The organism is Pseudomonas oryzicola, from assembly GCF_014269185.2.
Classification (GTDB): Bacteria; Pseudomonadota; Gammaproteobacteria; order Pseudomonadales; family Pseudomonadaceae; genus Aquipseudomonas; species Aquipseudomonas oryzicola.
The window spans coordinates 1,492,578-1,510,253 of record NZ_JABWRZ020000001.1 but is presented as its reverse complement, the minus strand read 5'-3'; the positions used below and the strand labels follow the sequence as shown (position 1 = coordinate 1,510,253).

The 17,676-nt window shown below is 63.0% G+C and carries 14 protein-coding genes and 2 tRNA genes; 8 read left to right on the top strand and 8 right to left on the bottom strand.

Annotated features, from left to right (window positions below; genetic code table 11):
• Positions 1-65: 65 nt before the first annotated feature.
• The 4 genes from aspS to HU760_RS06850 all read right to left on the bottom strand — a co-directional run bounded on the left by aspS (position 66) and on the right by HU760_RS06850 (position 3,216).
• Positions 66-1,841, bottom strand: a complete 1,776-nt coding sequence (gene aspS, locus HU760_RS06865) for an aspartate--tRNA ligase (protein ID WP_061304906.1) — start codon at positions 1,839-1,841, stop codon at positions 66-68.
• A 93-nt stretch (positions 1,842-1,934) separates the two neighbouring features.
• Positions 1,935-2,156 carry an FmdB family zinc ribbon protein gene (locus HU760_RS06860; protein WP_186675971.1) on the bottom strand — a complete coding sequence of 74 codons (222 nt, stop codon included), beginning with the start codon at positions 2,154-2,156 and terminating at the stop codon, positions 1,935-1,937.
• Positions 2,157-2,248: 92 nt separating this feature from the next.
• Complete coding sequence (locus HU760_RS06855; RefSeq protein WP_186675968.1) at positions 2,249-2,578, bottom strand: ribbon-helix-helix domain-containing protein; 330 nt, start codon at positions 2,576-2,578, stop codon at positions 2,249-2,251.
• A gap of 164 nt (positions 2,579-2,742) precedes the next feature.
• Complete coding sequence (locus HU760_RS06850; RefSeq protein ID WP_003254783.1) at positions 2,743-3,216, bottom strand: Dps family protein; 474 nt, start codon at positions 3,214-3,216, stop codon at positions 2,743-2,745.
• Positions 3,217-3,492: 276 nt separating this feature from the next.
• Here HU760_RS06850 and HU760_RS24580 point away from each other — a divergent pair, with 276 nt between their 5' ends.
• Positions 3,493-4,086 carry a cold-shock protein gene (locus HU760_RS24580; protein ID WP_186675967.1) on the top strand — a complete coding sequence of 198 codons (594 nt, stop codon included), beginning with the start codon at positions 3,493-3,495 and terminating at the stop codon, positions 4,084-4,086.
• Between the two features lie 76 nt (positions 4,087-4,162).
• Here the strand turns inward: HU760_RS24580 and HU760_RS06840 are convergent, their stop codons facing one another.
• Positions 4,163-4,369 carry a SlyX family protein gene (locus tag HU760_RS06840; RefSeq protein ID WP_186675965.1) on the bottom strand — a complete coding sequence of 69 codons (207 nt, stop codon included), beginning with the start codon at positions 4,367-4,369 and terminating at the stop codon, positions 4,163-4,165.
• Between the two features lies 1 nt (position 4,370).
• Complete coding sequence (locus tag HU760_RS06835; RefSeq protein WP_186675963.1) at positions 4,371-4,790, bottom strand: HIT family protein; 420 nt, start codon at positions 4,788-4,790, stop codon at positions 4,371-4,373.
• Between the two features lie 680 nt (positions 4,791-5,470).
• Here HU760_RS06835 and HU760_RS06830 point away from each other — a divergent pair.
• From HU760_RS06830 to HU760_RS06820, 3 genes are all read left to right on the top strand, one after another.
• Positions 5,471-6,775, top strand: a complete 1,305-nt coding sequence (locus HU760_RS06830) for an OprD family porin (protein WP_186675961.1) — start codon at positions 5,471-5,473, stop codon at positions 6,773-6,775.
• A gap of 160 nt (positions 6,776-6,935) precedes the next feature.
• Complete coding sequence (locus HU760_RS06825; protein ID WP_170031588.1) at positions 6,936-8,651, top strand: proline--tRNA ligase; 1,716 nt, start codon at positions 6,936-6,938, stop codon at positions 8,649-8,651.
• A gap of 20 nt (positions 8,652-8,671) precedes the next feature.
• Positions 8,672-9,625: a hypothetical protein gene (locus tag HU760_RS06820; RefSeq protein WP_186675959.1), complete on the top strand. Its 954-nt coding sequence runs from the start codon at positions 8,672-8,674 to the stop codon at positions 9,623-9,625.
• Between the two features lie 26 nt (positions 9,626-9,651).
• Here the strand turns inward: HU760_RS06820 and dinB are convergent, their stop codons facing one another.
• A complete protein-coding gene (gene dinB, locus HU760_RS06815; RefSeq protein WP_186676422.1) occupies positions 9,652-10,710 on the bottom strand; it encodes a DNA polymerase IV in 1,059 nt (352 codons plus the stop codon).
• A gap of 220 nt (positions 10,711-10,930) precedes the next feature.
• Between dinB and HU760_RS06810 the strand changes: the two genes are divergently transcribed.
• The 4 genes from HU760_RS06810 to HU760_RS06795 all read left to right on the top strand — a co-directional run bounded on the left by HU760_RS06810 (position 10,931) and on the right by HU760_RS06795 (position 15,415).
• Positions 10,931-11,007: transfer RNA gene (locus HU760_RS06810), tRNA-Met, on the top strand.
• Between the two features lie 134 nt (positions 11,008-11,141).
• Positions 11,142-11,218 (top strand) — tRNA-Met (locus HU760_RS06805).
• Between the two features lie 262 nt (positions 11,219-11,480).
• Positions 11,481-14,123 (top strand): bifunctional lysylphosphatidylglycerol flippase/synthetase MprF, encoded by a 2,643-nt coding sequence (gene mprF / locus HU760_RS06800; RefSeq protein ID WP_186680193.1) that lies wholly within the window; start codon positions 11,481-11,483, stop codon positions 14,121-14,123.
• Complete coding sequence (locus tag HU760_RS06795) at positions 14,123-15,415, top strand: virulence factor family protein (protein ID WP_186680192.1); 1,293 nt, start codon at positions 14,123-14,125, stop codon at positions 15,413-15,415. The genes mprF and HU760_RS06795 overlap by 1 nt, the downstream gene beginning before the upstream one ends.
• 253 nt (positions 15,416-15,668) lie before the next feature.
• On the opposite strand, the gene HU760_RS06790 is transcribed toward HU760_RS06795, so the two are convergent.
• Positions 15,669-17,579: a potassium transporter Kup gene (locus HU760_RS06790; protein ID WP_186680190.1), complete on the bottom strand. Its 1,911-nt coding sequence runs from the start codon at positions 17,577-17,579 to the stop codon at positions 15,669-15,671.
• Positions 17,580-17,676: the final 97 nt, after the last annotated feature.

The following is a 17,676-nucleotide window of genomic DNA, read 5'->3' as shown; positions in this document are numbered from 1 at the left end:
CGGGACGGGAAATTGCCTGCGCCGAAACGCAAAGGCGCATCCCTGTGGATGCGCCCGAGGACCGCTTACTCGACCTTGGTCTGTTCGCGCAGTCGGATGTGCAGCTCGCGCAGGGCCTTGGCGTCGACCAGGCCAGGGGCCTGGGTCATGACGCACGCAGCGCTCTGGGTTTTCGGGAAGGCGATCACTTCACGGATCGACTGGGCGCCGGTCATCAGCATGACCAGGCGGTCCAGACCGAAGGCCAGGCCACCGTGAGGCGGCGCACCGAACTTCAGGGCGTCGAGCAGGAAGCCGAACTTCTCTTCCTGTTCTGCCGCTTCGATGCCCAGCAGGCGGAACACCGCCTGTTGCATCTCCTTACGGTGGATACGGATCGAACCGCCACCCAGCTCGGTACCGTTCAGAACCATGTCGTAGGCACGCGACAGGGCTGCGGCAGGGTTGGCCTCGAGCTCTTCCGGGGTGCACTTCGGCGCGGTGAACGGGTGGTGCAGCGCAGTGAAGCTGCCGTCTTCGTTCTCTTCGAACATCGGGAAGTCGACTACCCACATCGGCGCCCACTCGCAGGTCAGCAGCTCGAAGTCGTGGCCCAGGCGGATACGCAGCGCGCCCAGGGCTTCGCTGACCACCTTGAACTTGTCGGCACCGAAGAACACGATGTCGCCGTCAACGGCACCAACGCGGTCGAGGATGGTATTGAGGTTGGCCTCGGGGATGTTCTTGACGATCGGCGACTGCAGGCCTTCGACGCCCTTGGCGCGCTCGTTGACCTTGATGTAGGCCAGGCCCTTGGCACCGTAGATGCCGACGAACTTGGTGTACTCGTCGATCTTGCTGCGCGGCATGCTGGCACCGCCTGGCAGGCGCAGGGCGGTAACGCGGCACTTCGGATCGTTGGCCGGGCCGGCGAACACCTTGAAGTCCACGTCCTTCAGCTGGTCGGCAACGTCGACCAGTTCCAGCGGGATGCGCAGGTCCGGCTTGTCGGAACCGTAGCGGCGCATGGCTTCTTCGAAGGTCATGTGCGGGAATTCGCCGAATTCCAGGTCCAGCACTTCCTTGAACAGCTTGCGGATCATGCTTTCGGTCAGGCCCATGATCTCGCTTTCATCGAGGAAGCTGGTCTCGATGTCGATCTGGGTGAATTCCGGCTGGCGGTCGGCCCGCAGGTCTTCGTCGCGGAAGCACTTGGCGATCTGGTAGTAGCGGTCGAAGCCGGCGACCATCAGCAGCTGCTTGAACAGCTGGGGCGACTGCGGCAGGGCGAAGAAGCTACCGGCGTGGGTACGGCTTGGTACCAGGTAGTCACGCGCGCCTTCCGGGGTGGCCCGGGTCAGGATCGGCGTCTCGACATCGAGGAAGCCGTTCTCGTCGAGGAAGCGACGGATGCTGCTGGTGATGCGCGAACGCAGGCGCAGCTTGTCGGCCATTTCCGGGCGACGCAGGTCGATGAAGCGATAACGCAGGCGGGTTTCCTCGCCGACGTCGGAGTATTCGTTCAGCGGGAACGGTGGGGTTTCCGCTTCGTTGAGCACGTTCAGCTGGTAGCCGAGAATCTCGATGGCGCCGGACGCCATGTTGGCATTCACCGCACCCTCAGGGCGCTTGCGCACCTTGCCGGTGATCTGCACGACGTACTCGCTGCGCACGCGGTCGGCAGCGGCGAAGGTTTCGGCGCGATCCGGGTCGAACACGACCTGGGCCATGCCTTCGCGGTCACGGATGTCGAGGAAGATCACCCCGCCGTGGTCGCGGCGACGATGGACCCAGCCGCAAAGGGTGACTTCCTGGCCGTCCAGGCTCTCGTTCAGTTGGCCGCAATAATGGCTGCGCATCATGATGGTGGTTTCGCTTCTCGTGATTCGTGTATTCGGTGGAGGCCTTGGCCGCCCGGAGGGCTAATACTGCAAGACCCGGTCACAGCATTCAACTCAGTCGGCCTTGTCGGCGCCTGCCAGATTCTTTTTCGCCCCGGTCTTGAAGTCGGTTTCGTACCAACCATTACCGCTCAGGCGGAAGCCTGGCACCGACAGCAGCTTCTTCAGCGCCGGCGCCTGGCAGGCCGGGCAATCGGTCAGCGGCGCGGCGCTGATCTTCTGCAGCACTTCCATGCGGTGCTCGCAGGATGCACATTGATAGTCATAAAGGGGCATGGGTGTCTCTCGTCAACCATAACGCTGGCTGCCGGGGCAGCAAAAAGCGGGATTATATATGGTTAGCAAGCACTGCGCAGCCCGCCCGGCGATCAGCGCATGCTTGGCGGGTCCTGCAGCCAGGCAACGCAGATCACCCGGATCAACCCGCTGAAGTTGCGCACTCCACCCTGGCGCAGGTGCACTTCACGGTCGACGTAGGACAGCACCGCGCTGACCGAGCAGCGGTTGGCCGCAGCGATGCGTTCGAGGATGCCCCAGTAGACGGCTTCCAGACGCAGGCAAGTGGAAAAACCATTGAGCCTTACCGAACGGGACACCGGCTGGGTCTGCTGCATGTCGAAATCCGCCTTGAACGGATCGATGCACTGTTTACCAGGCCAACGCCCCTGGCCAGCCACACGCTTGCTCGCTTGCATCATGCGCCACTCCTCCTCGTCACAGGTAGCAGGTGGCCTATGAAGCGCTGACGAGCGCGGTTAGAGCAGCGGCAAAATCTTCCTGATCAGAATCCACAACGCAGGCGCTGAGGGGTACAGGGGCGGCCCAGCGCGACACAAGGCCGCTCCTGCAGACAGATTGGCGATTACTTGCCGTCGAGCAGCACCCGCAGCATCCAGGCAGTCTTCTCATGCACTTGCATGCGCTGGGTCAGCAGGTCGGCGGTCGGTTCGTCACTGACCTTGTCCACCACCGGGAAGATGCTGCGTGCAGTACGCACCACAGCCTCCTGCCCCTGCACCAGCTGGCGGATCATCTCGTCTGCTGGCGGCACCCCTTCCTCCTCCTTGATCGAGGAGTGCCGCGCATAGAATGCATAGGACCCAGGCGCCGGGAAGCCCAGGGCGCGGATACGCTCGGCGATCGAGTCGACTGCCAGCGCCAGTTCGTTGTACTGCTCTTCGAACATCAGGTGCAGGGTGCGGAACGACGGACCGGTGACGTTCCAATGGAAGTTATGGGTTTTCAGATACAGCACATAGGTATCCGACAACAGGCGGGACAGCCCATCGACGATGGACTTGCGATCTTCTTCACTGATACCGATATCGATTGCCATGAAGTTCCCCTTTTCCATAAGGCTTGAGACCCAAGCGGGTGCCGACCACTTTAGCAACAGTTGGCGCATGGTGCATTGACACGGCGCAGCACAGCGCCGGGCAGCCAGCGGTTTGAGTAGCCTGCGGCTTTACTGTTAAATAGGCAGCGTGCCACCCGTGCGGACTGTCATTGCCGGGTGCATAGGCCGGCCTGTCACGTGTTCGCGCTCTACACCTCATGCGCACCGCGCCGCCGGCTCTTCCTGTGACCAGCCTTATCAACTGTGAGCCAACCCATGTTCAAGATCGTCCATCTGGTGACGGGCGTTGCAGCCTTGCTGCTATCGCTCATACCCAGCCTGAAAACCGATGCAACCCCCTTCCTGCAGCAACCCGATGCGGTCTACCTGGCCCTGCTCGGCCTGCTCAACCTGATCCTGGCCCCGGTGGTGCCGCTGTACTACCGCGGCGCCCGCCAGCAGTTGCAACACCTGGCTTGCGCGCTGCTGGTAGTGGCGGTGGTACTGCAGACCCTGACGCTGCTGGCCCGCCCGGAAATGGGCAACCTCGCCGCGCTGGTCTGCGCAGGCCTGGCCGTGGCGGCACACCTGGCCGCAGGCCTGGCCCGCAGCGCGCGCAAGGCACGCACCAGCCAGCCTGCCACGCAGGACTCCGGCAACCGTGATACCGGTACCGTCAAGTGGTTCAACACGTCAAAAGGTTTCGGCTTCATCTCCCGGGATTCGGGCGATGATATCTTCGTGCACTTTCGCGCCATTCGCGGCGAAGGCCACCGCATCCTGGTCGAGGGCCAGCGCGTGGAGTTCTCGGTGATGCACCGCGACAAGGGCCTGCAGGCCGAAGACGTGGTCGCTGTCACCCGCCGCTGAGCATCTGCAGCGGCCAAGCCTGTGGAGGCGGGATCGCCCGCCCCACAGGCTTGGTGCTCATCCAGCAATATCGGCTTCAATAATGAGGCGGCGGCGCCTCCTCACCTTCATTGCCGTACTGGCCAACCATCTCTTCGTAACGCTTGATCAGCTCGGCCATCTGCAATTGCAGCCGCTCGATCACCCGCGCCTGCTCGACCACAACGTCATTCAACGCCTGGATGGTGTCATCCTGGAAGGCCTGGCGGGTTTCCAGCTCGATCACTCGCATTTCCAACGACATATCAGGCCTCTGCATACCCATCGAGTTTCAAATCACGCAGGCGCTGGCGTATGGCGTGCACTTGCTCGTCGGTGTAGGCCACCGCCGGGCACTTGCCCCACACCGGCGCAGGCCAGGCAGCGTCGTCGTGATGTCGCACGATTACGTGCATGTGCAACTGGCTGACCACATTGCCAAGGGCGGCAACGTTCATCTTGTCGGCTTCATAGCTGGCCTTCAGCGCCTCGGCCAGGCAGCTGGCTTCCTGCCACAACCGCTGCTGGTCCGCCGCATCCAGCTCGAACACTTCGCTGACACCGGCGCGCCTGGGCACCAGGATGAACCAGGGGTAGTTGGCATCCTTGCTCAGCAGCAACTGACACAGCGGAAAATCTCCCAGCACCAGGGAATCCTGCTGCAAACGCGAATCGAGGACGAACACGGCAAATCTCCTTCAGGCAGACCCCACCCGCTATACGCGGAATACAGGCTGGCAAGGATACCTTGCACGTTCCCGGTAACACAGCGCTACTTTTCGCACCAAAATGAGGCCTGCCGCGCCTCACCCTCCACCCACAAATGACTCTGGTTGAACTAGTTGCGGTAACACATTGACTTTCATGGCAGCTTTTTTGATTCGAATGATTATCGACTGCGATAGCATCACGAGCCGCCTCGCCCCGTGTTTACGGCACTTTCCGACTCTCGGCAGGGCGTTTTGTGAAAATTTCATGAAGTGTTGCGTATTTTGAGCACGCTTGTTGCATTCTCTCCACGCCAAGTCGGCACGACATCTGCTACGGCAGGTGAACGCGACAAATGACAACAGCGGCATTGGTTACCAGGGAGTTTGCCGAGCCTAGTTGCATCTACACATGCATGATGGCGACGGAAACAACGCTGGCGTTGTACGACCCTTTAACCAGGGCGTGATTTGCGACATGGAAACACCTGAAAGCGACATGGCAAAAAAGTTCCGTAAAGGATGCATATAGCCATATCGCCAACAACAGTCAGCGTGCTATACATTTTCGCCGACATAACAAGAAAGAGCTGCACCATATAACTAGAACAGATGGCCGCAGCGGTACTCTTCCTAAAAAACCAAAGGAGCAAATCACGATGCGCGTGATGAAGTGGAGCATGATCGCCCTGGCCGTTGCGGCAGGGACCTCGCAGTTGGCTTTGGCCTCTTCCCAGGACGAGTCCAAAGGCTTCATCGAAGACAGTACGCTGAACCTGAAGACCCGCGCCATGTACATGAACCGCGACTTCAAGCACGGCGCAGGCAACATTGCCGACCCAAGCAAATCCAGCGGTTTCAAGAGCGGCCACCGCGAAGATAGCGGCGCCTCGCTGCTGGGCGTCTTCGAATCCGGTTACACCCAGGGCACCATCGGTGTCGGCCTCGACGTCATGGCCATGGGCAGCGTCAAGTTCGACGGCGGCAAGGGTACCTCAGGCAACGGCCTGTTCCGCACCGACAGCGACGGCCACCCGGAAGATTCGCAAGGCAAAGGCGGCGCAGCCGTCAAGTTCCGCCTGTCCGACACCACCCTGAAGTACGGTCGCCAGTTCGTGGCCAGCCCGGTCTTCGCAACCGACGACAGCCGCCTGCTGCCAGAAGTGGCTGAAGGTACCTTGATCACCAGCAAGGAAATCAAAGGCCTCGAGCTGACCGCAGGTCGCTTCACCGCGCTGAGCTCGCAGACCGGCATGGGCAAGGACAGCATCAACGGCCCGCACTCGCCAGGCCTGACCTCGGCGAACATTGCCGGCGCGACCTACTCGTTCACCGACAACTTCATCGGTACCCTGGCAGCCTCTGACGTTGATGACTACTTCAAGAAGCAGTACATCAACCTCAACTACAACCTGCCGATCGATGACAGCCAGGCGCTGAACTTCGACTTCAACGGCTACCGTTCGAAAGACCAGGGCCAGGCCCTGTACGGCGAACTGGACAACAAGCTGTGGAGCCTGGCAGCTGCCTACAGCCTCGGCGGCCACAAGTTCACCCTGGCCTACCAGCGCTCCAGCGGCGACACCGGCTACCTGTACGGCGTCGATGGTAACGGCACCATCTTCGTGTCCAACTCCATCCAGATTTCCGACTTCGTCGGCCGTGAAGAAAAATCCTGGCAGGCCCGTTACGACCTGAACATGGCCTCCTACGGCGTACCTGGCCTGAGCTTCATGACTCGCTATGTCTACGGTGACAACATCGAGACCCTAGCGAACACCGAAGGCAAGGAGCACGAACTGAACGTCGAGTCCAAGTACGTGATCCAGGAAGGCCCGGCCAAGGACCTGTCGTTCCGCGTACGCTATGCCGTGTACCGCGCCAACGATGCGTACGAAGCCGAGTACGCCAAAGACAACAACGACCTGCGCCTGATCGTGGAATACCCGCTGAGCATCCTGTAAGCCTGGCTTGCAGTGCCCCGCACCTGAAAAAGCCCGGCGATCACGCCGGGCTTTTTCTTGGCTGACAAGCGTCACGCCCTGGGGCATCCTGTACGCCTTCGTTTCGCCCCCGTACAATGCGGGGTCATTTCAATGTCTTAGGCAATCGACACGGCTCACCATGCGCACCAGTCAATATTTGCTCGCCACCCAGAAAGAAACCCCTGCCGACGCAGTGGTCATCAGCCATCAGCTCATGCTGCGTGCCGGCATGATCCGCAAACTGGCCTCCGGCCTGTACACCTGGCTGCCGATGGGCTTGCGGGTGATGCGCAAGGTCGAGGCCGTGGTGCGTGAGGAAATGAACGCCGCCGGCGCCCTGGAAGTGCTGATGCCCAGCATCCAGCCCGCCGAGCTGTGGCAGGAATCCGGCCGCTGGGAACAGTACGGCCCCGAGCTGCTGCGCCTGAAGGACCGCCACCAGCGCGACTTCTGCGTCGGCCCGACCCACGAAGAAGTCATTACCGACCTGGCGCGCAACGAGCTGTCCAGCTATAAACAGCTGCCGCTCAACATGTACCAGATCCAGACCAAGTTCCGTGACGAGATCCGCCCGCGCTTCGGCCTGATGCGCGGCCGTGAATTCATCATGAAGGACGCCTACTCGTTCCATGCCGACCAGGCTTCCCTGCAGGAAACCTACGACCGCATGCACCAGGCGTACACCAACATCTTCACCCGCCTGGGCCTGGACTTCCGCCCAGTGCAGGCCGACACCGGCTCCATCGGTGGCAGCTACTCGCACGAGTTCCACGTGCTGGCCGAGTCCGGCGAAGACGACGTGATCTTCAGCGACAGCTCCGACTACGCCGCCAACATCGAGAAGGCCGAGGCCATCCCGCGGGAAACCGTGCGCCCTGCGCCTACCGAGGAGCTGCGCCTGGTCGACACGCCGAACGCCAAGACCATCGCCCAGCTGGTGGAAAACTTCGGCCTGCCGATCGAAAAAACCGTCAAGACCCTGATCGTGCATGGCGCGGAACAGGGCAAGCTGGTTGCGCTGATCGTGCGTGGTGACCACGAACTCAACGAAATCAAGGCGGCCAAGCTGGAACAGGTGGCCGACCCGCTGGTCATGGCCAGCGATGCCGAACTGCGCGAGGCCATTGGTGCCGGCGCCGGTTCGCTCGGCCCGTTGAACCTGCCGCTGGAAATCATCATCGACCGTTCGGTCGCCCTGATGAGCGACTTCGGCATCGGCGCCAACATCGACGACAAGCACTACTTCGGCGTGAACTGGGAGCGCGACCTGCCGGTACCACAGGTCGCCGACCTGCGTAACGTGGTCGAAGGCGACCCGAGCCCGGACGGCCAGGGCACCCTGGTGATCAAGCGCGGCATCGAAGTGGGCCACATCTTCCAGCTGGGCACCAAGTACAGCGAGGCGCTGAAGTGCCAGGTACTGGGCGAGAACGGCAAGCCGGTCACCCTGGCCATGGGCTGCTACGGTATCGGCGTGTCCCGCGTGGTCGCTGCCGCCATCGAGCAGAACCATGACGACAAGGGCATCATCTGGAATGACGCCCTGGCCCCGTTCCAGATCGCCCTGGTACCGCTGCGCTACGAAACCGACGTGGTCCGCGAGGCGACCGACAAGCTGTACGCCGAGTTGACCGCCGCCGGTTACGAAGTGCTGCTGGACGACCGCGACAAGAAGACCAGCCCCGGCATCAAGTTTGCCGACATGGAACTGATCGGCATCCCGCACCGCATCGTCGTCAGCGACCGCGGCCTGGCCGAAGGCAACCTGGAATACAAGCACCGCACCGAGCAGGACGCCCAGGCATTGCCGCTCGCCGAAGTGCTGACCTTCCTGCAGGCCCGCGTTCGCCGCTGATAACCAATGCACGAGTGATCATGTACAAGCGAAGTACCTTTACCCTGGGGGGCGCCGCACTGTGCGGCACCCTGCTCGTCAGCGGTTGCGCCAACCAGATGTCCCAGCGCAGTGACCATGAGGAGCGCGTCGAGCGCAAACTGCTCGAGCACACCCTGCAGATCGATGTCGGCGAGCCGAAGGTGATGGAGCTTCCGCAACGCCGTGTGCGTGTGCATGAGCAGCAGCGCTTCGAAGTCACCGAGTTCGAAGTCACCCGCCGCTATGACCGCTATACGCCCTACCAGCCTTGGCGGGAGATCTACGAGATCCCGCTGGGGGCAGTGGCCGTGGTGGCGGGCGTCGGCGCCAACGTGGTCAACGTCTTCGCCCTGGGCAATCTGCCGGAAAGCGTCACCCACGACTGGCTCAGCTATGGTGTGGACGGGCTCAACCCGTTCATGAACGTGCCGTCCAACGGCCGCGCCCAGCAGAACCTGGCCGGGATCAGCGAAGTGCAGAAGGGCAAGCGCGAGGAATCCACCAGCGTGCCCTGGAGCGAGCGCCTGGTCGAAGTCAAGGCCGGCAGGATGACCCACGAGCTGACCACCGACAGGAATGGCGTGCTGCGCCTGAACCTTCTCGACAGCCCGTTCTCCGAGCAGAACCTCAACCACATCGGCACCCTGCACCTGCAGGTGGTCGACGAGGACAACGCGGTACGTGGCGATGCCAGCCTGCTGGTCAGCGCCACCCTGCGCAACAAGTTGCTCGAGGCCCACGAATTGATCTTCGATGACCTTGAGGATGACGACGTCGGCCAATGGGTCCACCGGGTCAAGCGCCTGTCCGAACTGGGCCTGGAAGAGGAAGCCAGTGAAATGGAGCAGAGCCTGATCGAGCTGACCCGCAACGATCCGGAGCTGCAGCAGGAGTTTCTGCAATCGTTGACCAAGGCCACTGGCCGCCTGGTCGCTGACCCGGGCGCACAGTAACGAACGGGGCCGCTTTGCGGCCCCTTTCATTTAGGCGGGAACAGCTCCAGCTGCTCATGCGCCCCGCGCAAATCGCGCAACCTCACCCCCACCCCTAGCAAGCGCACCGGCTTGCCACCACGGGCAAAGGCCTGTTCCAGCAACTGTCGATAACTGTCCAGGTCCCGACCTGCCCCCGCCTGCTCCAGGGTGGTCTGACTGAAGTCATGGAACTTGACCTTGACGAAGGGTTTTTCCGGCCGATAACTGCTGTCCATACGGGCGATGCGCTCGTTCAGGCTTTCCAGCAGTTCGGGCAAACGTGCCAGGCAGCTGGCCAGGTCCGGCAAATCGGTGTCATAAGTGTTTTCCACACTGACTGACTGTCGGCGGCTGTCATTGTGAACCGCACGCTCATCGATACCACGCGCCAACCCCCACAACCGCTCGCCAAAACTGCCGAACTCGCGCACCAGCGCCAAACGTGACCATTCACGCAGATCAAGGCAGGTGTCGATCCCCAGCCGCGCCAGCTTGTCTGCCGTCACCTTGCCCACCCCATGCAACCTGGCCACCGGCAAGGCGGCAACGAATGCCTCCACTTCGCCCGGGGTAATCACGAACAGCCCGTTGGGCTTGCGCCAGTCACTGGCGATCTTGGCCAGAAACTTGTTCGGTGCCACGCCAGCCGAGACAGTGATATGCAGGGTGCGGGCGACGCGGCGGCGGATATCCTCGGCGATGCGCGTGGCGCTGCCCGAATACCACTGGCTATCTGTCACATCCAGGTAGGCCTCGTCCAGCGACAGCGGTTCGATCAGCTCGGTGTAGTCACGGAAGATCGCGTGGATTTCCCGCGAGGCCTCACGGTAGGCCTCGAAGCGCGGCTTGACGATCAGCAGGTCCGGGCACAGTTTCAGTGCATGCCGTGAGGACATGGCCGAGCGCACGCCATAGGCACGTGCCTCGTAGTTGCATGTGGCAATCACCCCACGGTGCTCAGGCGAGCCCCCTACCGCCATGGGCCGCCCGGCCAGGCGCGGGTCGTCACGCATCTCGATCGCGGCGTAAAAGCAATCGCAGTCGACGTGAATGATCTTGCGCAGAGACATGGATGACCGTCAGCACTGTAAATTCATACAGATAGTATCGCATTCGCCCTCGGGGTGTGCAGCTGCAGGCCGGCAATGCTCGATGATCGGCCTGAAAGCCCCGCCACGCCTGATCCGAGCGCCATATTCAAGCGCTAAGAGTTTGAACAGGAAAGGTTTTTTTAGGAAAGTGCTTGACAGCCACGGTTAAATCCGTAGAATTCGATCTCACAGGCGCGGGATGGAGCAGCCTGGTAGCTCGTCGGGCTCATAACCCGAAGGTCGTCGGTTCAAATCCGGCTCCCGCAACCAGATTCGAGAAAAGGCCACTGTTAACACAGTGGCCTTTTTCTTTTGTCCTGAATAAGACGCTCGAATAAATATCAAAAAAATCAACGACTAGCGCTTGACAGCCATTCTGGAAACTGTAGAATTCGCCCCACTGACGCGGGATGGAGCAGCCTGGTAGCTCGTCGGGCTCATAACCCGAAGGTCGTCGGTTCAAATCCGGCTCCCGCAACCATATTCGTCAGAACAAACCCCGCCTGTGTAACAGCAGCGCGGGGTTTGTTGCTTTTCCCTCCCCTGCTTTTCGTCGCACCCTTTTACCCTCACCTTGCAGCCAGCCCACGGGCTTGAGAGCTCGCGCCGAGGATGAACTATCTTTAACCCTGCCAGCCGGCTGAAAATGCCGGAGGCCGGAGTAACATTGGATACGTTTTTCTAAGGGATTATCACTTGGCCATACCTTTCGCTCACCTCGCGCTGCATGCCCGGGGCAATCCATGACTTCGCACAATCCCGAAACGCCGGTACCGCTCGCCTCGGCACTGCCCGGTGCCGCGCAACGCCTGCCCTTGCTCGAACGCCTGAGCCGTTATCGCCAGCCGATCGGCCTGATGGTGACCCTGGTACTGTTCGCCATGGCGTTGATCGCCTGCCGTCACCTGCTGAGCGAGCTGGACATCTACGCACTGCACGATGCCATGCTCAGCGTGCCGGCCCAGGCATTGCTGGGCGCCTTGCTGGCTACCGTGCTCGGCTTCGTCATCCTGCTGGGTTACGAATGGTCGGCCAGCCGCTATGCCGGCGTGCAGCTGCCGGCGCGCAGCCTGGTGCTGGGCGGCTTCAGTGCCTTTGCCATCGGCAACGCCATCGGCCTGTCGATGCTTTCCGGTGGTTCGGTGCGCTACCGCCTGTACGCACGGCAAGGGGTGGGCGCCGGTGAAGTGGCACGGATGACCGTCTTCGCCAGCCTGTCACTGGGTTGCGCGCTGCCACCGCTGGCGGCCCTGGCGACCTTGACCGACCTGCCGGCAGCCTCGGCCGCCTTGGGCTTGCCAGCTGGCTTGCTGGGAGCTATTGCCAGCGCCGTGCTGCTGCTGTGTGGGGTAATGGTGGTCGGCTTGTACCGCCGACGCCTGGCCGAGCAGCCCTTGGCCGACAACCTGCTGGTACAACTGGGCCGCCGCACACTGCGCCTGCCCGGCGCGCGCCTGGCCGCCATGCAACTGCTGATCACCGCGCTGGATGTCGCCGCGGCTGCTACCGTGCTGTATCTGCTGCTACCCGAAGCTCCGCCGTTCGGCGCCTTTGTCCTGGTGTACCTGCTGGCCCTGGCCGCCGGGGTGCTCAGCCACGTACCGGGCGGCGTCGGGGTATTCGAGGCGATCCTGCTGGCAGCCTTTGCCGACCAGCTCGGCGCGGCCCCGCTGGCGGCGGCCCTGCTACTGTATCGGCTGATCTACGTCGTGCTGCCGCTGTTGCTGGCCTGCGTGTTGCTGCTGGCCAACGAAGCCCGGCGCCTGCTGTTCGCCCAGCAGGCGATCAAGGCTGCTTCCGGGCTGGCGGCGCCGGTTCTGTCGATTCTGGTATTCCTTTCCGGGGTGGTGCTGCTGTTCTCCGGGGCCACACCCGAAATCGACACGCGCCTGGAGCACATGGGCTTCCTGGTGCCGCACCGCCTGATCGATGCCTCGCACTTCGGCGCCAGCCTGATCGGGGTGCTGTGCCTGCTGCTGGCCCAAGGCCTGCGTCGACGCCTGTCCGCCGCCTGGCTGCTGACCACTGTGCTGTTGCTGGTCGGCGCGCTGCTGTCGCTGCTCAAGGGGTTCGACTGGGAAGAGGCCAGCCTGCTGACCTTCACCGCCGCCCTGCTCGCCCTGTTCCGCCGTTCCTTCTATCGCCCCAGTCGCTTGCTGGAACTGCCATTCTCGCCCGTGTTTCTGGTGGCCAGCGCCTGTGTGGTCGGGGCATCGGTATGGCTGTTGCTGTTCGCCTACCAGGATGTGCCCTACAGCCATCAGCTGTGGTGGCAGTTCACCCTTGATGCCGACGCCCCACGTGGCCTGCGCGCCGCCATGGGCAGCGCACTGCTGCTGGCGGCCGTGGCCCTGACCTGGTTGCTGCGCACCGCACCGCCTGTGATCCACCTGCCCGATGAGCAGGAACTGCAGCGCGCCAACCGCATTCTGCTGGCCTCTGACCAGCCCGACGGCGGCCTGGCCCTGACCGGCGACAAGGCGCTGCTGTTCCACCCGGGCGACAACGCCTTCCTCATGTACGCGCGTCGCGGCCGCAGCCTGGTGGCCCTGTATGACCCGATCGGCCCGGCCCAGGAACGCGCCGAGATGATCTGGCAATTCCGTGACCTGTGCGACCTGCACCACGCCCGGCCGGTGTTCTACCAGGTCCGCGCCGAGAACCTGCCGTTCTACATGGACATCGGCCTGACCGCGCTGAAGCTGGGCGAAGAAGCCCGGGTCGACCTGCGCCGTTTCGACCTGGAAGCCAAGGGCAAGGAGATGAAGGACCTGCGCTACACCTGGAACCGCGGCAGCCGTGACGGTTTGAGCCTGGAAATCCACGAACCCGGCCAAGCCCCGCTGGCAGAGCTGAAGGAAATTTCCGACGCCTGGCTCGGCGGCAAGAACGTCCGCGAGAAAGGCTTCTCGCTGGGGCGCTTCAGCCCTGAGTACCTGCAGCACTTCCGCATTGCCCTGATCCGCTTCCAGGGCCGCCCGGTGGCCTTTGCCAACCTGCTGGAAACCCACGGCAAGGAACTGGCCAGCCTCGACCTGATGCGCGCGCATCCCGAGGCGCCGAAGCTGACCATGGAATTCATGATGATCGGCCTGATCCTGCACTACAAAAGCCATGACTACGCCCGCTTCAGCCTCGGCATGGTACCGCTTTCCGGCCTGCAGCCGCGGCGTGGCGCACCGCTGACCCAACGCCTGGGTTCGATGGTGTTCCGCCGCGGCGAGCAGCTGTACAACTTCCAGGGGCTCCGACGCTTCAAGGACAAATTCCAACCGGACTGGGAACCCCGCTATATGGCCGTGCCGGCCGGGCTTGACCCGCTGGTGGCACTGGCCGACACCGCCGCCCTGATCGCAGGCGGCTTGACTGGATTGGTGAAACGTTGATGACCCGACGCTTTTGGCTGTACATGCTGATTCCCCTGCTGCTGGCCGCCCTGGGGGGGGCGCTGGCGTTCTGGCTGTGGGCGCGCCCGGCCCCCGAGGCGCGCCTGGAGCAACTGAGCATCAATGACACCCCGATTACCCGCGTGACGCCAGGCGTGCACCCCAGGGCCCGGGTGGCCATCGGTGTGCCGCAGGACCAGGCACTGACCGACAAGCAGCTGCTGGACCTGGCCAAGGCCGGCGAAGCGCAGCTGGTGCAGGTGATCCTGCCGCCCAATGACTGCAGCAAGCAGCAGCAGGCCATGGACCAGGCCCTGGCCCAACTGCCGCAGAAGCCGACCCTGGTTGCCGGTATCGGCCCTGGCGCGGCCCAGGCCTGGCGCTGGCTGGCCAGCCAGAACGACGACAAGGCGCGGGCGATTTCCGTGGACTTCAACCTGGAACAACCCGGCTGCCAGGCGCCCCTGCCGAAATCGGCCGCCCACGGCCACTGGAATGTCGCCTGGAACGACAACCCGGATGACGCCAGCGCCGCTTTCGTGCGTGACCAGGCCAATGCTGAAACCAGCATCAGCGACTACGACATCCACCTGCCCCAGGTGCTCAAGGCGCAACTGACCCAGGCCCTGGTCGGCCACGACGGCAACGCCCTGGCCATCCCGGTGGTCGAGGTGCCTGCCGGGCAAACCACCGACACGGTCACCCTGTTCCTCTCGGGTGATGGCGGCTGGCGTGACCTGGACCGTGACGTGGCCGGGGAAATGGCCAAGCTGGGCTACCCGGTGGTAGGCATCGACACGCTGCGCTACTACTGGCAGCACAAGACCCCGGAACAAAGCGCCGCCGACCTGTCCGAACTGATGCAGCATTACCGGCAGAAATGGGGCACCAAGCGCTTCGTGCTGACCGGCTATTCATTCGGTGCCGACGTGCTGCCGGCGATCTACAACCGCCTGCCGGTCGAGGACCAGCAGCGTATCGACGCGGTGATGCTGCTGGCCTTTGCCCGCAGTGGCAGCTTCGAGATTGAAGTCGAGGGTTGGCTCGGCAAGGAAGGCCAGGAAGCACCGACCGGGCCGGAAATGGCCAGGCTGCCAGCGTCCAAGGTGGTGTGCGTGTACGGCGTCGAGGAAACCGACGAGAGCGGCTGCACCGACAAGACTGCGGTAGGCGAGCGCCTTAAGCTGCCAGGCGGGCACCACTTCGACGAGAACTACCCGGCACTGGCCAAGCGCCTGATCGGCGAGATCGAGACGCGCCAGGGCAAGTCGAACGTGGCTGCACAGAACTGATAGCCCTTGAGGCCCTTCGCGGGCACGCCCGCTCCCACAGGTACTGAAGCCGCGATCACTGGCGTAGCCGGTGCCAGCCACCGCGCCGCCTGCTTCGCGGATAAATCCGCTCCTACAGTTTGAACAGCGTACCCGTAGGAGCGGCTTCAGCCGCGATCACCGGCACAGCCGGTGCCAGCCACCGCGCCGCCTGCTTCGCGGATAAATCCGCTCCTACAGTTACCGCCGTAAGCGCTCGCACCTGCGCTGAAAATCAGATCTCGACCTGGGTCCCCAGCTCGATCACCCGGTTCAACGGCAGGTTGAAGAAGCGCAGGTTGCCGTTGGCGTTCTTCAACAGGAATGCGAACAGGTTGCCCCGCCAGCGTGACATGCCCTCCAGCCGCGATGCGATCACCGTCTCGCGGCTGAGGAAGTAGGTGGTGCGCATCGGGGTGAAGTCCAGCTCGTCCAGGTGGCACAGGCGCAACGCCGCCGGCACATCCGGTTCATCCATGAAGCCAAAGTGCAACAGCACGCGGAAGAACCCGTCGCCATAGGCCTCCACCTCAAAACGCTCCTGCTCCGGCACCCGTGGCCGGTCCTCGCTGACCACCGTCAACAGCACCACCTGACTGTGCAGTACCTGGTTATGCAGCATGTTGTGCAACAGCGCGTGGGGCACGGCATCGGAGCGCGCCGTGAGGAACACCGCCGTGCCTTCGACCCGGTGCGGCGGCTGGATACGGATACTGCTGATGAACAGTTGCAGCGGCAGCGCGCCTTCGTCGATACGCTCCACCAGGATCTGCTTGCCGCGCTTCCAGGTGCTCATCAACAGGTACAGCACGCCCCCCGCCAGCACCGGGAAGGCACCGCCCTGGGCGATCTTCGGCACGTTGGCAGCAAAGAACAGCCCGTCGACCAGCAGGAAGCCCACCAGAATCGGCACTGCCAGCAGTGGCGGCCACTTCCACAGCAGCAGCATCACCGCCGAAACCAGGATGGTGGTCATCAGCATGGTACCGGTCACCGCCACGCCATAAGCCGCTGCCAGGGCGCCGGACGACTCGAAGCCGAGCACCAGCAGGACTACGCCAACCATCAACGTCCAGTTGATCGCGCCAATGTAGATCTGCCCCTGTTCGTCACTGGAGGTGTGCTGGATCTGCATGCGTGGGATATAGCCCAGCTGGATGGCCTGGCGGGTCAGGGAGAACGCCCCGGAGATCACCGCCTGCGAAGCGATCACCGTGGCCAGGGTAGCCAGGCCGACCAGCGGCAGCAGCGCCCAGCCCGGTGCCAGCAGGTAGAACGGGTTGCGGGCTGCCTCCGCATCCTGCAGCAGCAACGCGCCCTGGCCAAAGTAGTTGAGCACCAGCCCCGGCAGCACCAGGGCAAACCAGGCCCGGGCGATCGGCTTGCGGCCAAAGTGGCCCATGTCGGCGTACAACGCCTCGGCACCGGTCAGCGCCAGCACCACCGCACCGAGAATGGCGACGCCCATGCCTGGGTGAACCACGAAGAAGTTCACCGCCCAGATCGGGTTGAACGCCTTGAGCACTTCCGGGCTCTGCGAGATGCCATACACCCCCAACGCGCCCAGCGCCACGAACCAGGTGACCATGATCGGGCCGAACAGCTTGCCGATCTTGTCGGTGCCGTGCTTCTGCACCAGGAACAGCGCCACCAGTATCACCAGCGAAATCGGCACCACCCAGTGGTCGATGCCCTCGAACGCCAGGCCCATGCCTTCCACCGCCGAGAGTACCGACACGGCCGGGGTGATCATGCTGTCGCCGTAGAACAGCGAAGCCCCAATCAAGCCGCACACCACCATCAGCGTGCGCAACCGCGGGTACGCCGCCGTGGCCCGCCGCGCCAATGCGGTCAGCGCCATGGTGCCACCTTCGCCCTGGTTGTCGGCGCGCAGGATGAACATCACGTACTTGAACGACACCACCCATAACAGCGACCAGAGGATCAGCGACAGAATCCCGAGCACGCCGTCATGGTTGACCGGCACCCCGTAACCGCCGGTGAAGACTTCCTTGAGGGTATATAACGGGCTGGTGCCGATATCGCCATATACTACCCCGACCGCTGCCACCAGCAGGCTCAGCGACCGTGTCGCGCCCTGCTTCCCCTCGTGCCCGCCCTCGGCGTGACTGCTTGCCTGAACCATCGACCACTCCCGCAGACGGCCTTGTAGACCTTGGTATTCTTAATTCCTGCCCAGGCTGACCTGCCACCTGGCGCAATGGCGCGAAGCATAGCGCAGC

Excerpts from the sequence above, each read along its gene's own strand:
- mprF (WP_186680193.1), top strand. The coding sequence starts at position 11,481 with ATGACTTCGCACAATCCCGAAACGCCGGTACCGCTCGCCTCGGCACTG.
- HU760_RS06840 (WP_186675965.1), bottom strand. The coding sequence starts at position 4,369 with ATGTCGTTGGAAATGCGAGTGATCGAGCTGGAAACCCGCCAGGCCTTC.
- HU760_RS24580 (WP_186675967.1), top strand. The coding sequence starts at position 3,493 with ATGTTCAAGATCGTCCATCTGGTGACGGGCGTTGCAGCCTTGCTGCTA.
- HU760_RS06790 (WP_186680190.1), bottom strand. The coding sequence starts at position 17,579 with ATGGTTCAGGCAAGCAGTCACGCCGAGGGCGGGCACGAGGGGAAGCAG.
- HU760_RS06795 (WP_186680192.1), top strand. The coding sequence starts at position 14,123 with ATGACCCGACGCTTTTGGCTGTACATGCTGATTCCCCTGCTGCTGGCC.
- aspS (WP_061304906.1), bottom strand. The coding sequence starts at position 1,841 with ATGATGCGCAGCCATTATTGCGGCCAACTGAACGAGAGCCTGGACGGC.
- HU760_RS06850 (WP_003254783.1), bottom strand. The coding sequence starts at position 3,216 with ATGGCAATCGATATCGGTATCAGTGAAGAAGATCGCAAGTCCATCGTC.
- HU760_RS06825 (WP_170031588.1), top strand. The coding sequence starts at position 6,936 with ATGCGCACCAGTCAATATTTGCTCGCCACCCAGAAAGAAACCCCTGCC.
- HU760_RS06855 (WP_186675968.1), bottom strand. The coding sequence starts at position 2,578 with ATGATGCAAGCGAGCAAGCGTGTGGCTGGCCAGGGGCGTTGGCCTGGT.
- HU760_RS06820 (WP_186675959.1), top strand. The coding sequence starts at position 8,672 with ATGTACAAGCGAAGTACCTTTACCCTGGGGGGCGCCGCACTGTGCGGC.
- HU760_RS06860 (WP_186675971.1), bottom strand. The coding sequence starts at position 2,156 with ATGCCCCTTTATGACTATCAATGTGCATCCTGCGAGCACCGCATGGAA.
- HU760_RS06830 (WP_186675961.1), top strand. The coding sequence starts at position 5,471 with ATGCGCGTGATGAAGTGGAGCATGATCGCCCTGGCCGTTGCGGCAGGG.